Genomic DNA, 14,971 nt, shown 5'->3' with positions numbered 1-14,971 from the left:
GCGCGGGCGGCGATGGTGCTGGCGGCGCGCGGGGTCGCCGCGGCGCAGCGGGCGGTGCTGGAGCGGACCTGGGCGGCGGTAGAGGGCCTGCTGCCAGCCTCGTGATTTCCGTTGCAGTTCAAGGCTGCGCGGCGGTGCGCCGCCCTATGCTGCCCCGCGGCGGATGCGGTTCGGGACAGGATGCTCGCCCTGTGGTAGAGTGCCCCGAGATCGGTCTGCTGGGGGGCACGCCATGGAATTCCTCGTCTACCGGAGCCGGGCCCGGGTCAGCCGCCATTCGCAGCCCTTCCACGACATCGTCGCGCGGTCGCAGGCGGACAACCCGCCGCTCGGGATCACCGGTTTCCTCCATGCCGAGGCGGGCTGTTTCCTGCAGTACATCGAAGGTCCGGCCGGGTCGCTGCGCGCGCTCTATGTCCGGATCCGGCGCGATCCGCGGCACACGGGCCCGGAGGTGCTGTGCCACGGCGGGCTGGAGGCGCGGCGGTTCGACGGCTGGGCGATGGGCTGGTGTTCGTCCGAGGTGATGTCGTACCGCGCCTTCGCCGCGGCGATTCCCCGTGGCGGGGAGGCCAGCGAGGGTCGGCTGGCCATCGCCTTCCTCATGGCGGCGGGCCAGCGGATCGACCTCGGGCTGCTCGCCGCGCCGGAGTTCGGCTGAGCCGGGGCGCCTACAGCCCCGCGCCCTCGTCGAGGCCCAGCATCAGGTTCAGGTTCTGCACCGCCGCCCCCGAGGCGCCTTTCCCGAGGTTGTCGAGGATCGCCGACAGCACCAGCCGCCCCGAGGCGTCGTCGCCGAGGACGGCCAGCTCCATCCGGTTGGTGCCGTTCAGCTTGCGCGGATCCTCGCGCGCCACCTGCGCGTCCAGCGGCCGGACCGTGACGAAGCGGGCGCCCGCATAGTGCCGCGACAGGGCGTCATGCAGGGCGGCGCGGTCGGGACGGCCGGGCAGGGCGGCGGCGAAGAGCGGCACCTGCACCACCATGCCCTGCGCGAACTGGCCGACGGAGGGGGCGAAGATCGGGGTGGTCGAGAGACGCGCGTATTTCACGATCTCGGGCAGGTGCTTGTGGGTCTGGCCGGTGGCATAGACGAAGCTGCCGCTGGCCTGTCCGCTTTCGAACTCGGCGATCATCGACTTGCCGCCGCCGCTGTAGCCCGAGATGCCGAAGATCGACAGCGCCGCGTCGCCCGGCAGAAGGCCCGCGGCGGTGAGCGGCGCGAGAAGCGCGATGGCGCAGGTGGAGTAGCAGCCGGGGTTCGACACCCGCGGCGCGGCGGCGATCGCGTCGCGCCGGCCCGCCGCCAGCTCGGGGAAGCCGAAGGCCCAGGCATCGTCGGTGCGGTGCGCGGTCGAGGCGTCGATCAGCTTCGTGTTCAGCCCCTCGCACAGCGTCACCGCCTCGCGCGCGGCCTCGTCGGGCAGGCAGAGGATCGCGACGTCCGCCTCGGCAAAGGCGTCCTTCCGCGCCTCGGGGTCCTTGCGCCGCTCGGGCGCGACCGAGACGAGCGCGATGTCGTCGCGGCCCACAAGGCGGTCGCGGATCTGGAGTCCCGTGGTGCCTGCCTCGCCGTCGATGAAAACCTTAGCCGCCATGGCGCGTCCTTTCGCTGCTGCGCCCTTCGGGATAGCGGCAGAGCGCGCCCTTGCCAAGCCGGAGCGCCGGTGCCCGACCGCGGTTCGGGGCGAGGATCCGGTGCGGGACGCGACGCATGGGCTTCTTCCTTGTACAAATACTCGAATCCGCCGGTCCCCGCCCGCGGGCGGCCCGCAGCGGCGGGGGTGCTTGCCGAAGGGAAAGCACTTTGCCAGAAAGGGCGGCGCCCCTTGAAAGAAAGCCGTCATGGTCGACATCGCCACCCGAGTCTGGAACCACAAGTGGAAGATCGACCCGATCGTCCGGTCGCTGATCGACACGGATTTCTACAAGCTCCTGATGTGCCAGTCGGTGTTCCGCAACCACCCCGACACCGAGGTCACCTTCTCGCTCATCAACCGCACCACCTCGATCCGGCTGGCCGAGCTGATCGACGAGGGGGAGCTGCGGGAGCAGCTGGACCACATCCGCTCGCTCTCGCTGTCGCGCGGGGAGTCGACCTGGATGCGGGGCAACACCTTCTACGGCAAGCGGCAGATGTTCACGCCCGAGTTCATGGACTGGTTCGAGGCCCTGCGCCTGCCGCCCTACGAGCTGGAGAAGAAGGACGGCCAGTACGAACTGACCTTCCGCGGCAGATGGCCCGAGGTGATGCTCTGGGAGATCCCCGCGCTCGCCGTGCTGATGGAACTGCGCTCGCGCCGGGTGCTGGCGGGGATGGGGCGGTTCGAGCTGCAGGTGCTCTACGCCCGGGCGATGACGAAGCTCTGGGAGAAGGTCGAGCGGCTGCGCGAGGTGCCGGACCTGAGGCTCGCCGATTTCGGGACCCGGCGGCGGCACTCGTTCCTCTGGCAGGACTGGTGCGTGCAGGCGATGCAGGAGGGGCTGGGCGCCTCGTTCACCGGCACGTCGAACTGCCTGATCGCGATGAACCGTGACCTTGAGGCGATCGGTACCAATGCCCACGAGCTGCCCATGGTCTATTCCGCGCTCGCCCGGAGCGACGAGGAGCTGGCCCGCGCGCCCTACGAGGTGCTGGCCGACTGGCACGAGGAGCACGACGGCAACCTCAGGATCATCCTGCCCGACACCTACGGCACGCCCGGCTTCCTCGAGCGCGCGCCGGACTGGCTGGCCGGCTGGACCGGGATCCGCATCGACAGCGGCGATCCGGCGGAAGGGGCCGAGACGGCGATCCGCTGGTGGCAGGGCCGGGGCGAGGATCCGAGGACGAAACTCGTGATCTTCTCCGACGGGCTCGACGTCGAGAAGATCGTCCAGCTTTCGGCGCAGTTCCGGGGGCGGGTGCGGGTCTCCTTCGGCTGGGGGACGCTGCTGACCAACGACTTCCGCGGGCTGGTGCCGGGGGACGGGCTGGCGCCGTTCTCGCTGGTGTGCAAGGCGGTCAGCGCCGACGGGCGTCCCACGGTGAAGCTTTCGGACAACCCGGAGAAGGCGATGGGCCCGGCGGAGGAGGTCGCACGCTACAAGCGGGTGTTCGGCGTCGGCGAACAGCAGCGGCGCGCGGTCGTGGTGTGACGCAGGATGGGTGATATCACCCATCCTACGGTCCTGCCGGATCAGGACAGCCAGGCGCGGGCGAGGGTCACGGCGCGTTCCGCATAGATCCGCTGGCGGGGATCGCCGGGGGGGGTGCGGGGCACGATCCAGCCGGCCGAGGCGAGGGCGCGCAGCAGGGTGAACATCGGCAGGTCGGCGTGGCCGCGGCCGTAGCCGTCGCAGAGCGCGGCGGCGAGGTCGGCGCGGTGGGGCGTGCGCCAGTGCTGCACCATCGCCGTGCCGAGATCGTAGAGCCGGAAGCCGAAGCCGCTGTCGTCGAAGTCGATGAGAGACAGGCGTCCGTCGCGGTGCAGCACGTTCTCCTGCATCAGGTCGGCGTGGATCAGGCCGGTGTCCCGCGGGCGCGCCGACAGTTCGGCGCGCAGGGCATCGCGGGTCTCGCTCAGGAGCGCGGTTTCCGGCGCGCCGAGCGCAGGGTTGGTCCAGAAGCAGCCCCAGAGCGGCGTGGCGCCGGTGAGGCCGTCGAGATCCCAGCGGGGGCGCTCGAAGTCCGCGGGGAGGGTCAGGGCGTCGGTGGTGCGGTGGAGGTCCAGCAGAAGGCGGCCGAGCCTGTGGTAGAGGTCCGCCTGCGCCTCGGGCCTGCCATCGAAGGGAGCGTCGGCCAGGCCGATGGGCGGGGCGTCGATCCAGGTGACGAGGGAGGCGCGGGGGCCGAAGGCGGGTCGGGCGAGGATGTGGCCGTCATCGGTGCGCAGGGGGCGGGGGCAGGGGAAGTCCGCCTCGGCCAGCGCCTCGGTCCAGAGGAGTTCGGAGCGGATCGCGGCATCGGTCTGGTAGCCCGCGCGGTGCAGGCGCAGGGCGGCGGGGGTGCCGTCCGGCAGCGCCACGCGGAACACGGCGTTCTCGCGGTTGCGGATCAGCCGCGGTGCCGGTCCGCCGCCCCAGTGGCGCAGGGCGTTCACGGCGTGGGCGAGGGCTTCGTCGTCCGTCATGCCCCGGCCAGCACCTCGGCCAGGGTGGCGGTGGCGAGGTCGATCTCCCCGGGGCCGATCGGCATCGGCGGGCGCATCTTCAGGATGTTCATGTGCCGCCCGATGCGGCCGATCAGCACGCCGCGCTCCTTCATCTCCTCCGCGATCCGCGTTGCGAGTCCGGTCGCGGGCTGGCCGTCCTCCTCCAGCACGAGGCCGAAGAAGAGACCGTTGCCGCGGACCTCGGCGATGGCGGGGTGGTCCAGCCGCGCGAGGGCGTCGCGGTTGCGGGCGCCCATGGCGGCGGCATGGGGAATCAGGTTCTCGGCCTCGATCACGTCGAGCACGGCGTTGGCGGCGGCGGCGGAGACGGGATTGCCGCCGAAGGTGTTGAAGTAGCCGAAGGCGGAGCGGAAGGCGTGCATCGCGCCCTCGGTGGCGATGACGGCGGCGACCGGGTGACCGTTGCCCATGGGCTTGCCCATCGTCACCACGTCCGGCGCGATGCCGAGCCAGTCGTGTCCCCACCACTGGCCGATCCGCCCGAAGCCCGGCTGCACCTCGTCGCAGAGGATCAGCCCGCCCGCCCGGCGGATCTCGGCCGCGGCGGCATCGAAGAAGCCGGGCGCGACGTTCGGCAGGCCCTCGTTGGCGAAGATCGGGCAGAGCATCATGGCGGAGAAGCCGTGGGGCGTGGCCTGAAGCTCGGCGATGGCCTGCGCGACGCCTGCCGCGAATGCCTCGGGTGTCGTGGTGCTTTCCGGTGCCGCGACAAGCCGGACGTGGGGCGGGTAGCCGCCGATGGGCGGACGGCGGGTGGAGAGCTGCGCCGTGGCCGTGGTGTTGCCGTGGTAGGTGTTGTCGGTGGCGATGATCCCGGTCTTTCCCGTCACCGCCTGGGCCATCCTGAGCGCGACGTCGTTCGCCTCGGATCCCGTGCAGGTCAGGATGCCCTGGGTCAGCCCGTGGCCCATGGTGGCGGTGATCCGGTCGAGGAGGTCGAGGATCCCCTCGTGGAGGTAGCGGGTGTGGGTGTTGAGCGTCGCGGCCTGTTTCGCGATGGCCTCGGTCACGTGGGGATGGCAATGCCCGACATGGGGGACGTTGTTGTAGCAGTCGAGGTAGCGTCTGCCGTCGGCATCCCAGAGCCAGACGCCCTCGCCCCGGACGATGTGCAGCGGGCGGTCGTAGAAGGTCGGCACGTTGGTGCCGAGGCGGGCGCGGCGGCGGGCGATGAGATCGGTCATGGCGGCACTCTAGCGGAACCCGGCAAAGGGGGCAGCCCCCCCGGCACCCCCCGCCGGTGCTGCGCGGCCGCGGCGGTGAGATGGGGCGGGGGGGAGGGGGCGCTGCCCCCCGCCGCCTCCGGCGTCCCCCCGGGATATTTGGAAAGCAAAGATGGGATGTGGGCGCGAGCCCCGCCACGGAGGCGGCTAGTCCTCGGGCGAGACGGGGCCGCGGAGCGACTTGACGGCGCCGCGGACCTTCTTCTCCTTCAGGCGGCGCTTTTTCGCGCCGAGGGTCGGGCGGGTGGCGATCCGGCGTTTCGGCGGCTTCGCGGCCTCGGCCACCAGTTCGGCGAGGCGGATGCGCGCGATCTCGCGGTTGCGGGCCTGGCTGCGGGTCTCGTCGACCTGGAGGACCAGCGCGCCCTCGCGGGTCCAGCGGCGCCCGGCGAGGCGGCGCAGGCGAGTCTTGACCGGGGGCGGCAGGTTCGGCGAGCGCTCGGCCTCGAACCTCAGCTCGACGGCGGAGGAGACCTTGTTCACGTTCTGCCCGCCGGGGCCCGAGGCGCGCACGAACTGCTCGGTCATCTCCCAGTCCTCGAGGGTGATCTTGTCGGTGACTTTCAGCATGGCGGCGGGTCCGGGGGGCGGCAGGGCGGGATCGGGAGCGACGGAAAAGGGCCACCGGATGACGGTGGCCCCTCGAATGCTTGGAGATGGGTCCGGTTAGAGTGGATACCCAATCATGGATGTTCTGCCCTCAGGACTGCCCTTGGGCGACGGCCCCCATGACTGTTCCGACCTCGATCTCCTGGATCATTCTAGACACTGGACCACCTCCTTTCAAATGTTGCCGATAGGGGGAGGGTGGCATGGATCTGGTGTATGTCAAACTAAATCACGCAACCCTTGGGAGGAGCTGCTTCACGATGAGGCGAAACGGCACCAGAGCGATCAAGGCGAGGGCAAGTTTTACACACCAGTCGGCGACCGCCAGCGAGATCCAGAGCGGCAGCACGGGTCCGTGGCCGAGCAGCGGCACGCCGTCGTTCGCCCAGGCGACATCGTTGCCGGGTTCGACGAAGGCCAGGGCGGCGGAGAAGGCGACGCTGAAGAAGATCGTCGTGTCGAGCGCGGAGCCGACGAGGGTCGAGGCGAGGGGTGCCCGCCACCAGGCGCCGCGGCGCAGGGCGTTGAACACCGCGATGTCGACGAGCTGCGCGGTCAGGAAGGCGAGTCCCGATCCGGCCGCGATGCGCCAGGTCACGAGGGGGCCGAACTCGCCGGTGATCTGGGTGCCCACCAGCGAGCAGACGACGCCGGTCAGGAAGCCCGCGAAGACGACGCGGCGGGCGGTGGCGGCGCCGTAGACCCGGTTCATCACGTCCGTCACCAGGAAGGCGAAAGGATAGGTGAAGGCGCCGAGGGTCAGGAAATCGCCCCAGAGGAACTGCACGAGGATGTTGGAGGCCAGCACGATGGCGGCCATGGCGAGGATGCCGGGAAGGAGGCGGGTCATGGGGCGTGGTCCGTTTTGACAAGGGGTTCGGAGACTTGGTCCCCGCCGGGGGACGGGCGGCTGATACGCCTGGCGCGGACCGCGCGCAAGTCACTCCGTCACGCGGTACTCGACGAACTCGGTGTGCTGGAAGATCGAGAAGTTGTCGTCGGCGATCATCGTCAGGCGGATCGCGCCGGTGCCGTCGCGCCAGACGGCGAGCCCTTCGAGGTTGTCGTTGAAGAAGTTCGGCGAGGTGAAGAGCGTCTCCTCCGCGACCGGCCCTTCCGGCCCCAGCGTGAAGCGGCGCACGCGGCTGGCGAAGCCGAAGATGCCGTCGAACCGCCGTTCCAGCAGGTAGAGGCGGCCGTCGGGGCCGAAATCGGCACCCACGGGCAGGAAGCCGCCCTCCCGCGGGAGGGTGAAGGGCTTCGTCCAGCGGTTTCCGGCGAAGCGGTAGAGGGGGAAGGGGCGCGACGGCGCGCCCGAGCGTTCGGGCAGGGTATAGAGCGCGCCGTCCCGGTCGATGGCCAGGGCTTCGAGCGAGGAGTTGAGCTCCATGCCGCGGAAATCGGGGTGGGTGGGCAGCGCGGTGGCCGGGCCGCCGAACCGGTCGTAGCGCCAGACGCGGTGGCGGCCCTCGAAGGAGACGAAGATGCGGCCCGCGCCATCCACCGCCACGCCTTCGGAGTCCTGCCAGGGAAACTCGAGCTCGTGGCCGCGGGGATCGAGCAGGTGCGCCTCGCCGGTCAGAACCACGCCGGAGATGGCGACGCCCGCGCGCTGCAGACGCCCGCGGACGATCCAGCCGCGGTCCGACACGGCGACGAAGCCGGTCCCGTCGTCGTCGAGGTCGAGCGCCGAGAAGCCGCCGTGGTGGGGATCGTCCCCGCCCCAGCGGAAACGGTCAAGAAACTGCGCCCCCGCCGCGTGGGCGGACAGGGGCGCGAGCGTCAGGACGAGGAGCGCGAGAAGCCGGATCAGGGCGACAGCACCGCCTGGCACTGGCGCGGCAGGTCGGCCAGCGTCAGCTCGCGCTTCGGCTTCGGCTTGGGCGCGTTCGGATCGCGCGGCTTCGGCGGCGGCGGGTTCAGGATGTTGTTGACCCAGTCCTGCGCGTCGGCGCAGCCGTCGCCCGCGGGCTGCGGCGCCTGGGTCTCGCAGTTGGCGGCGCCGCGGGGGCATTTCAGGCGGACGTGGAAGTGGTAGTGGTGGCCGTACCAGGGACGGATCTTGTTCAGCCAGGACCGGTCGCCCTTCTCGTCCTTGCACATCTGCACCTTGGCGCCGGGGAAGATGAAGATCCGCGCCACCGCCGGATCCGAGGCGGCGGCCTTCAGCAGCTCGTGATGCGCGCGGGTCCAGTTGGAGTTGGTGAAGGCGCCGTTGGAGCGGCGCATGGAGATCGACGAGATCTTCTCGCGCTCGGCCCGCGAGAGGTTCATGTCCGTGGCCGGGCGCAGCCAGATGTCGGCGTCGAGGCCGATCTGGTGGCTGGCGTGGCCGCTGGCCATCGGTCCGCCCCGCGGCTGCGAGATGTCGCCGACGTAAAGCCCGTTCCAGCCGGGCAGCTGCGCCGCCTTGCGCGACAGCCGCTCGATATAGGCGATGGTGTCGGGGTGGCCCCAGTTGCGGTTGCGGCTGAGCCGCATCGCCTGCCAGGTCGGCCCCGTCTCGGGCAGCTGCGCGGCCCCGGCGAGGCAGCCCTTGGAATAGAAGCCGATCGGCGCGGGCGACTGGCGCGAGGCATAGTCCTCGGCCCCGAACAGCTGCTTGGCAATGGCGTTGCGCGAGACGATGTCGCCCGCGAACTCCGGGCTGGGCAGGGCGCTGCCCGGTCTGTCGCGCCCGCCGCAGGCGGCGAGGGCGCAGCACAGAAGCAGTGCCGCGATGGTCTTTGGTCCTGTCATGCTGCTCGATCTCCGTCGGGTTTTACCCAGACTAGCAGAAGGAGGCCCAGTCCGAAAAGGGCGATCAGGGGAGAAACCCCGATCTGCTGGCTGCCGCTCAGCCAGGTGACCGCGCCGATCAGCAGCGGCGCCATGAAAGAGGTCGCCTTGCCCGCCAGCGCATAGAGCCCGAACGCCTCGGTCATGCGGGCGGGGTTGGCCTGGTGAACCAGCATCGTGCGGCTTGCCGACTGGAGCGCGCCGCCCGCCGCGCCGATGCCGATGCCGACGAGGTAGAAGGCGATGTCCGGCAGGTTCGATCCCGGCGCCACGCTGATCCCGAGGATCGAATCCGGGGTCAGGGTGACGACGGAGATGGCCATGGCCGTCAGCACCAGGATGCAGGTGGTGATGACGGGCTTCGGGCCGAAGGCGCTGTCGGCCCGCCCGCCGAGCCAGGCGAAGAGCGCCCCCGCGATGATGGCGAGGATGCCGAAGATGCCGGTGTCCACCACGCTCCAGCCCATGACGCCGGCCGCGTAGATGCCGCCGAAGGTGTAGATGCCGTTCAGCGCGTCGCGGTAGAACATCGAGGACAGCAGGTAGGTGAAGAGGCTGGGCGTCCGCGGCAGCGCGCGCAGGGTGGTGCCGAGGCCCTTCAGCGCCAGGCCGACCGCGCCGGGGGGCGGCGGGGCGGGGCGCGGCTCCTTCACCCAGAGGAAGAAGGGCACCATGAACACCGCGTACCAGAGCGCGGTGAGCGGCCCGACGAAGCGCGTGCCCTCCCGCGTCTCGGGGTCGAGCCCGAAGGGCGGGGCGAGACCGACGAAGGTCGTCCCGGTCCGGCCGCTTTCGGCGAAGAACACCAGCATGATAACGAGCGAGATCAGCCCGCCGACATAGCCGAAGGCCCAGCCGTTGCCGGACAGGCGGCCCAGCCTCTCCTTCGGGCCGAGGTCGGGCAGCAGCGCGTTGGTGAAGATCGTCGCGAACTCCATGCCGATCAGGCCGACGGCGAAGAAGCACATGGTCAGCACCAGGTCGAAGTCGCCCGGCTCGGCGATCCAGAGGCCCGCCGCCCCGACGACATAGAGAACGGAGAACGCCCGGATCCAGGGCATCCGCCGGCCCGAGGTGTCGGCGATGGCCCCCAGCACCGGGGCCAGCAGGGCGATCAGCAGCCCCGCCGCGCCGATGCCGAAGCCCCAGGCCGATTGCGCCCGGGTGCCGCTGCCGAGGATCTCGTTCACGTAGGGGCCGAAGATGAAGGTCAGCAGCAGGGTGTTGTAGGGCTGCGAGGCCCAGTCGAAGAAGAACCAGCCCCAGATTCGCTTGCGGCTGCCGATCTCTGCCATGGGCCCCCCTCCGGTCGTCGCGCGGATCAAAGCGCCGGGACCGGTGGAATTGCAATGGCATGTCGCTGCACGGGGCCGGCCCTGTGGCGGACGGGTCGCAAGCCGCCCCTGGCCGCCCTCACGCCTCCGGTGGCCAGGGCCGCCGCGCCTCGGCCTCAGACCAGGCCTCGACCCAGGCGGGCAGGGCGGGGCTGCCGCCCTCGTGCCCCAGCGCCGCCGCCGCCCTTTCCATCGGGACGAGCCCGTTGCGGTCGGTCACGGCGGTGCGGATCAGCGCCTGGCTCGTCGCCTCGCCGCGTCGCCACATCGACTGCCCGATGTAGAGGAACCGCGCGTCCCAGCCGAGGATCCGGCTTCGCATTTCGACCCGGTCGAACATCCTGACCCGGCGGCGGTAGCGCACCGAGGATCCGGCGACGGTCCCGGTCCAGCCCTCGCGCTTCATCACGGGCACGATGCCGATGCGGCTGAACAGCCCCATCCGCCCCAGGTCGTACAGCGTCAGGGTGCGCCCGTTGTTCAGTTCCATCCAGATGTCGATGTCGTGGGGCCAGCAGACGTGGTGCGACACGTGGGTCTCCAGCAGTCCGAGCCGCGGTGCGTTGCGGTGGACCAGCAGTTCCTTGGCCAGGCGGATCACGGGATACATCGGCGGCGCTCCTTCTTCTCGCCCGCGGTCTCGCCGCCACGGGCGGAGCGGTCAAAGGCGACGTCGCGGCACTTCGGCCCCGCCCGCTTCCCTTGCGCAAACGCACCGCGCCCACTAGGTCTGTGCCGACCTGAAATCCAGATGCACGGACGGCCCATGACCTCGCTCTTCCAAATCCTGATGCTGATCCTGAATGTCGTCTGGTTCATCATGATCGCCCACATCATCATGTCCTGGCTGATCAACTTCCAGGTGCTGAACATGCGCCAGCCGCTGGTCGGGCAGCTCTGGTACGGTCTGAACCGCATGGTCGAGCCGATCTACGGCCCGATCCGCCGCATCCTGCCGCCGATGGGCGGGCTCGACCTTGCGCCGCTGGTGGCGCTGATCGCGCTCTACGCGATCCGGATCATCCTGATCAACAACGCCGCCGCCTTCTACTGAACCGGCGTCACGCCCCCTTTTTCCTGCCGGGTGCCCCTGCGGGGGCCATCAGGTGCGCCACGCCTGCCGCGGCTCGACCCTTCCGTGGCGCGCCCGCGGCGGCAGCCGACCCTTGTTCACCGAATCTTCATGTGGGACAAGGACGCTCGAGAGCATTCGCATAAAAACCAGCAGGCCCATGCCCGACGCCACCGCGCTTCTGTCGTCCGTGTTCGGATTCTCCGCCTTCCGCCCCGGCCAGGCCGAGATCGTGGAGGCGGTGACGGAAGGGCAGAACGTGCTCGCCATCATGCCCACCGGCGGGGGCAAGTCGCTGTGCTTCCAGCTGCCCGCCCTCTGCCGCGAGGGCGTGACCGTCGTCATCTCGCCGCTCATCGCGCTGATGCGCGACCAGGTGCGCGGTTTACGCGAGGCGGGGGTGGAGGCCGGCGCCCTGACCTCCGGCAACACCGAGGCCGAGACCGCCGAGGTGTTCGAGGCGCTGGAGCAGGGGCGGATGAAGCTTCTCTACATGGCGCCCGAACGGCTGGCCGCGGGCGGGACCGAGCGGATGCTGAAACGCATCGGCGTCACGATGATCGCCGTGGACGAGGCGCATTGCGTCAGCCAGTGGGGCCACGACTTCCGCCCCGACTACCTGCGGATCGGCAGCCTGCGGGACGCGCTGGGCGTCCCCCTCGCCGCCTTCACCGCGACGGCGGACGAGGAGACGCGGGAAGAGATCGTCGAGCGGCTGTTCGCGGGCCGTGCGCCGAGGCTGTTCCTCGGCGGCTTCGACCGGCCGAACATCCACCTGGCCTTCGCGCCGAAGGACGGGCCGCGCCGGCAGATCCTGGCCTATGCCGCCGCCCGCAAGGGACAGTCCGGCATCGTCTACTGCTCGTCGCGGGCGAAGACGGTGGATCTTGCCGCCGCGCTGAGGGCCGAGGGGCATTCCGCCTGCCATTACCACGGCGCCATGGACGCCGAGGAGCGGCGCGAGGTCGAGCGGAGGTTTTCCCAGGAGGACGGGCTGATCGTCACCGCCACCGTCGCCTTCGGCATGGGGGTCGACAAGCCCGACATCCGCTGGGTCGCCCATGCCGACCTGCCGAAGTCGATCGAGAGCTATTACCAGGAGATCGGCCGCGCGGGCCGCGACGGCGCCCCGGCCGAGACGCTGACGCTCTACGGTCCCGACGACATCCGCCTGCGCCGCACCCAGATCGACGAGGGGCTGGCGCCCCCCGAGCGCAAGCAGGCCGACCACGGGCGGCTGAACGCATTGCTGGGACTGGCCGAGGCGCTGGGCTGCCGCCGCCGCCAGCTGCTCGCCTACTTCGGCGAGGTCTCGCAGCCCTGCGGCAACTGCGACCTCTGCGACACGCCGCCCGAGCTGTTCGACGGCACCACCGCCGTGCGCATGGGCCTCTCGGCGATCCTGAGGACCGGCGAAAGCTTCGGGGCGGGGCACCTGATCGACATCGTCATGGGCAACGCCACGGACAAGGTGACGCAGCGGGGCCACGAGCGGCTGCCGACCTTCGGGGTCGGCCGCGACTATTCGAAGTCCCAGTGGCAGGCGATCTTCCGGCAGATGATGGGCCGCGACCTGATCCGCCCCGACCCGGAACGCCACGGCGCGCTCCGGATGACCGAGGCCGCGCGCCCGATCCTCAGGGGCGAGGAAAGCGTCGAGCTGCGCCGCGACGTGATCCGCGCCGCCCAGTCCGCGCGCCCCACTGTCAAGGCGATGGTCAGCGACGAGGACGCGCCGCTCCTGTCGGCGCTGAAGGCCCGCCGCCGCGCCTTCGCCGAGGATCAGCGCGTGCCGGCCTATGTCATCTTTCCCGACCGCACCCTGATCGAGATGGCCGAGCGGCGGCCGGTGACGCTGGACCAGATGGCCGGGATCGGCGGCGTCGGCGCGACCAAGCTGCAACGCTACGGCGCGGCGTTTCTCGAGGTCATCACCGGCGCGCCGCCCCCCGCCCAGCATCCGCAGCGCCAGAGGCTCGCGGGGCGCGAGGCGGGCACGGTCTTCGACCGGCTGAGCGAGATCCAGCTGGAGCTGTCGCGCGGGCCGGACGGCACGGGCAAGTACCTGTCCTGCCCCCACAGCACCCTGCGCTGGATCGCCGAGCGGCGGCCTGCGACGCTGGATGAGCTGGAACGCGCGCCGGGCATGGGGGCGCAGAAGGCGGAGCGGTTCGGCCCCGCCTTCATGGAAGCCCTGCACGAGGCCTGATCCCGCGGCGCGGCGGCGCTTGAGCCTGCCGTCCCGCCTGCTATGTCGCGGCGGGGACGGAAAGGGGACATGCCGATGCTCGTGGTGATTTCGCCGGCCAAGACGCTCGACTGGCAGGAGACGGGGGTGGAGACGACCACGCCCGCCTTCCTGAAGGACGCCGCGCGGCTGGCGGGCCATGCCCGCGCGCTGACGCTGACCCGGCTGAAGGCGCTGATGGACCTGTCGGACGACCTGGCCCGGTTGAACCGCGACCGCTTCCGCGCCTACGCCGACGACCCGGCGCCCGAGTCCCTGCGCCCCGCCGCGCTGGCCTTCGCGGGCGACACATATCGCGGGCTCGAGGCACGGACGCTGGAGGCGGAGGCGCTGGACTGGGCGCAGGACCACCTGCGGATCCTCTCTGGCCTCTACGGCCTGTTGCGCCCGAAGGACGGGATCCAGCCCTATCGGCTGGAGATGGGCAGCCGCCTCAAGACGCGCCGGGGCGAGACGCTGTACGACTACTGGGGCACGACCCTGTCGAAGGCGCTGAACGCGCAGGCCGAGGCGGTGGGCACCGGCGTGCTGGTGAACTGCGCGAGCCAGGAATATTTCGGCGCGGTGGATCCGAAGGCGCTGAAGCTCCGCGTCATCACCCCGCAATTCATGGAGGTGAAGCACGGCCGCGCCCGCACCGTCAGCTTCTTCGCCAAGGCGGCCCGCGGCGCCATGGCCCGCTTCGTCGTCGAGCATCGCCTGACCGACCCCGATGCGCTGACCGGCTTCACCACCGGCGGTTATGCCTTCGATCCCGAGGCGTCGACGCCCGACCGCCCGGTGTTCCTGCGGAACTATCCCGAGGGGTGAGCGGTCCGGTCCGGTTGCTCTGCCGTCCCTGGCCCTGACCGGCAGAGTTTCTCCCGCAGGGCGCACCACGGCGCCCGCGCCGCGGAACGTGCCCGCTTCGGGCCGGGACGGGCCGTCCGCGACCTATCCCTCCAGCCTCGACTCCTCCTTCTCCTGCGCGGGCCCTCCTTCCGGCACGCAACCCGCCGCGCCGGCCGGGCCCAACCGGGCACGGGTCGCCTCGATCACCGCGACGAGGTCGGCCTTGGCGAGGGGCTTCGTCATGTGGCTGTCCATGCCGGTCGCCAGGATCTCCTCGGCGTCGCCGTGCAGCGCATGGGCGGTCATCGCGTGGATCGGCACCCGGGGCAGGCCGCTTTCGGCCTCGAAGGCGCGGATGCGGCGGGTGGCCTCGCGGCCGTCCATGCCGGGCATGGAAATGTCCATGAAGATCACGTCCGGCGGTTCGGCCCGGTAGAGATCGACCGCCTCCGCCCCGTTCCCGGCGACCCGGAGTGCGATCCCCGCGTCCTTGAGCATCCGGCTGAAGACCAGCCGGTTCGTCTTGTTGTCCTCGGCGGCCAGCACGCGGACGATGCGCCGCTCCCCGCCAGCGGTCCCGTCCCCGGCGGACGGAGTGGCGGGCGCGGTGGGCGACGCGCCGGGACGGTCCCGCACCCCCTCCTGCGACGGCTGCCGTTCGGCTGCGGCCAGCGCCTCGGCCAGGGCGCGGCGGGAGACCGGCAGGGACAGGGCGGCGCCAT

At 70.9% G+C, this 14,971-nt stretch carries 16 protein-coding genes; 5 read left to right on the top strand and 11 right to left on the bottom strand.

Annotated features, from left to right (window positions below; all coding sequences use genetic code 11):
- Positions 1-232: 232 nt before the first annotated feature.
- Positions 233-661, top strand: a complete 429-nt coding sequence (locus A7B20_RS20400; RefSeq protein WP_157937744.1) for a BLUF domain-containing protein — start codon at positions 233-235, stop codon at positions 659-661.
- Positions 662-671: 10 nt separating this feature from the next.
- Here A7B20_RS20400 and argC read toward each other — a convergent pair whose 3' ends face one another.
- On the bottom strand, positions 672-1,598 hold the full coding sequence (argC, locus tag A7B20_RS20395; protein ID WP_102110425.1) for an N-acetyl-gamma-glutamyl-phosphate reductase: 927 nt from the start codon (positions 1,596-1,598) through the stop codon (positions 672-674).
- Positions 1,588-1,716 (bottom strand): hypothetical protein, encoded by a 129-nt coding sequence (locus A7B20_RS21770; protein ID WP_281260118.1) that lies wholly within the window; start codon positions 1,714-1,716, stop codon positions 1,588-1,590. Before A7B20_RS21770 ends, argC begins: the two co-directional genes overlap by 11 nt.
- A 129-nt stretch (positions 1,717-1,845) precedes the next feature.
- Here A7B20_RS21770 and pncB point away from each other — a divergent pair, with 129 nt between their 5' ends.
- The gene (gene pncB, locus A7B20_RS20390; protein ID WP_102110424.1) at positions 1,846-3,138 is read left to right on the top strand and encodes a nicotinate phosphoribosyltransferase; all 1,293 of its coding nucleotides are present in this window, start codon (positions 1,846-1,848) and stop codon (positions 3,136-3,138) included.
- Between the two features lie 41 nt (positions 3,139-3,179).
- Here pncB and A7B20_RS20385 read toward each other — a convergent pair whose 3' ends face one another.
- From A7B20_RS20385 to A7B20_RS20350, 8 genes are all read right to left on the bottom strand, one after another.
- A complete protein-coding gene (locus A7B20_RS20385) occupies positions 3,180-4,112 on the bottom strand; it encodes a phosphotransferase enzyme family protein (protein WP_102110423.1) in 933 nt (310 codons plus the stop codon).
- Positions 4,109-5,338, bottom strand: coding sequence for an aspartate aminotransferase family protein (locus tag A7B20_RS20380; RefSeq protein ID WP_102110422.1), 1,230 nt, complete (start codon positions 5,336-5,338; stop codon positions 4,109-4,111). The genes A7B20_RS20385 and A7B20_RS20380 overlap by 4 nt, the downstream gene beginning before the upstream one ends.
- Positions 5,339-5,524: 186 nt before the next feature.
- Positions 5,525-5,947, bottom strand: coding sequence for an alternative ribosome rescue aminoacyl-tRNA hydrolase ArfB (gene arfB, locus A7B20_RS20375; protein WP_102110421.1), 423 nt, complete (start codon positions 5,945-5,947; stop codon positions 5,525-5,527).
- Between the two features lie 268 nt (positions 5,948-6,215).
- On the bottom strand, positions 6,216-6,836 hold the full coding sequence (locus A7B20_RS20370; RefSeq protein WP_102110420.1) for a queuosine precursor transporter: 621 nt from the start codon (positions 6,834-6,836) through the stop codon (positions 6,216-6,218).
- A 90-nt stretch (positions 6,837-6,926) separates the two neighbouring features.
- Positions 6,927-7,820 carry an esterase-like activity of phytase family protein gene (locus tag A7B20_RS20365; protein ID WP_245867159.1) on the bottom strand — a complete coding sequence of 298 codons (894 nt, stop codon included), beginning with the start codon at positions 7,818-7,820 and terminating at the stop codon, positions 6,927-6,929.
- Complete coding sequence (gene mepA / locus A7B20_RS20360; RefSeq protein ID WP_102110419.1) at positions 7,796-8,725, bottom strand: penicillin-insensitive murein endopeptidase; 930 nt, start codon at positions 8,723-8,725, stop codon at positions 7,796-7,798. The genes A7B20_RS20365 and mepA overlap by 25 nt, the downstream gene beginning before the upstream one ends.
- Positions 8,722-10,059, bottom strand: a complete 1,338-nt coding sequence (locus A7B20_RS20355) for an MFS transporter (RefSeq protein ID WP_102110418.1) — start codon at positions 10,057-10,059, stop codon at positions 8,722-8,724. The genes mepA and A7B20_RS20355 overlap by 4 nt, the downstream gene beginning before the upstream one ends.
- Positions 10,060-10,177: 118 nt before the next feature.
- Complete coding sequence (locus A7B20_RS20350; RefSeq protein WP_102110417.1) at positions 10,178-10,708, bottom strand: thioesterase family protein; 531 nt, start codon at positions 10,706-10,708, stop codon at positions 10,178-10,180.
- A 156-nt stretch (positions 10,709-10,864) separates the two neighbouring features.
- Between A7B20_RS20350 and A7B20_RS20345 the strand changes: the two genes are divergently transcribed.
- The 3 genes from A7B20_RS20345 (at position 10,865) to yaaA (ending at position 14,228) form a co-directional block, all read left to right on the top strand.
- Complete coding sequence (locus A7B20_RS20345; RefSeq protein WP_102110416.1) at positions 10,865-11,152, top strand: YggT family protein; 288 nt, start codon at positions 10,865-10,867, stop codon at positions 11,150-11,152.
- 178 nt (positions 11,153-11,330) lie between these two features.
- Complete coding sequence (gene recQ, locus A7B20_RS20340) at positions 11,331-13,379, top strand: DNA helicase RecQ (protein WP_102110415.1); 2,049 nt, start codon at positions 11,331-11,333, stop codon at positions 13,377-13,379.
- Positions 13,380-13,454: 75 nt separating this feature from the next.
- Positions 13,455-14,228, top strand: a complete 774-nt coding sequence (gene yaaA / locus A7B20_RS20335) for a peroxide stress protein YaaA (RefSeq protein WP_102110427.1) — start codon at positions 13,455-13,457, stop codon at positions 14,226-14,228.
- A gap of 123 nt (positions 14,229-14,351) precedes the next feature.
- On the opposite strand, the gene A7B20_RS21765 is transcribed toward yaaA, so the two are convergent.
- Positions 14,352-14,971: response regulator (locus A7B20_RS21765; RefSeq protein ID WP_157937743.1), on the bottom strand; the 620-nt coding region annotated here is incomplete at its 5' end.

It is taken from the genome of Oceaniglobus roseus (genome assembly GCF_002869745.1).
Classification (GTDB): Bacteria; Pseudomonadota; Alphaproteobacteria; order Rhodobacterales; family Rhodobacteraceae; genus Oceaniglobus; species Oceaniglobus roseus.
Note: the sequence above shows the minus strand (reverse complement) of the source record. Positions and strands in the feature narration are given on the sequence as shown.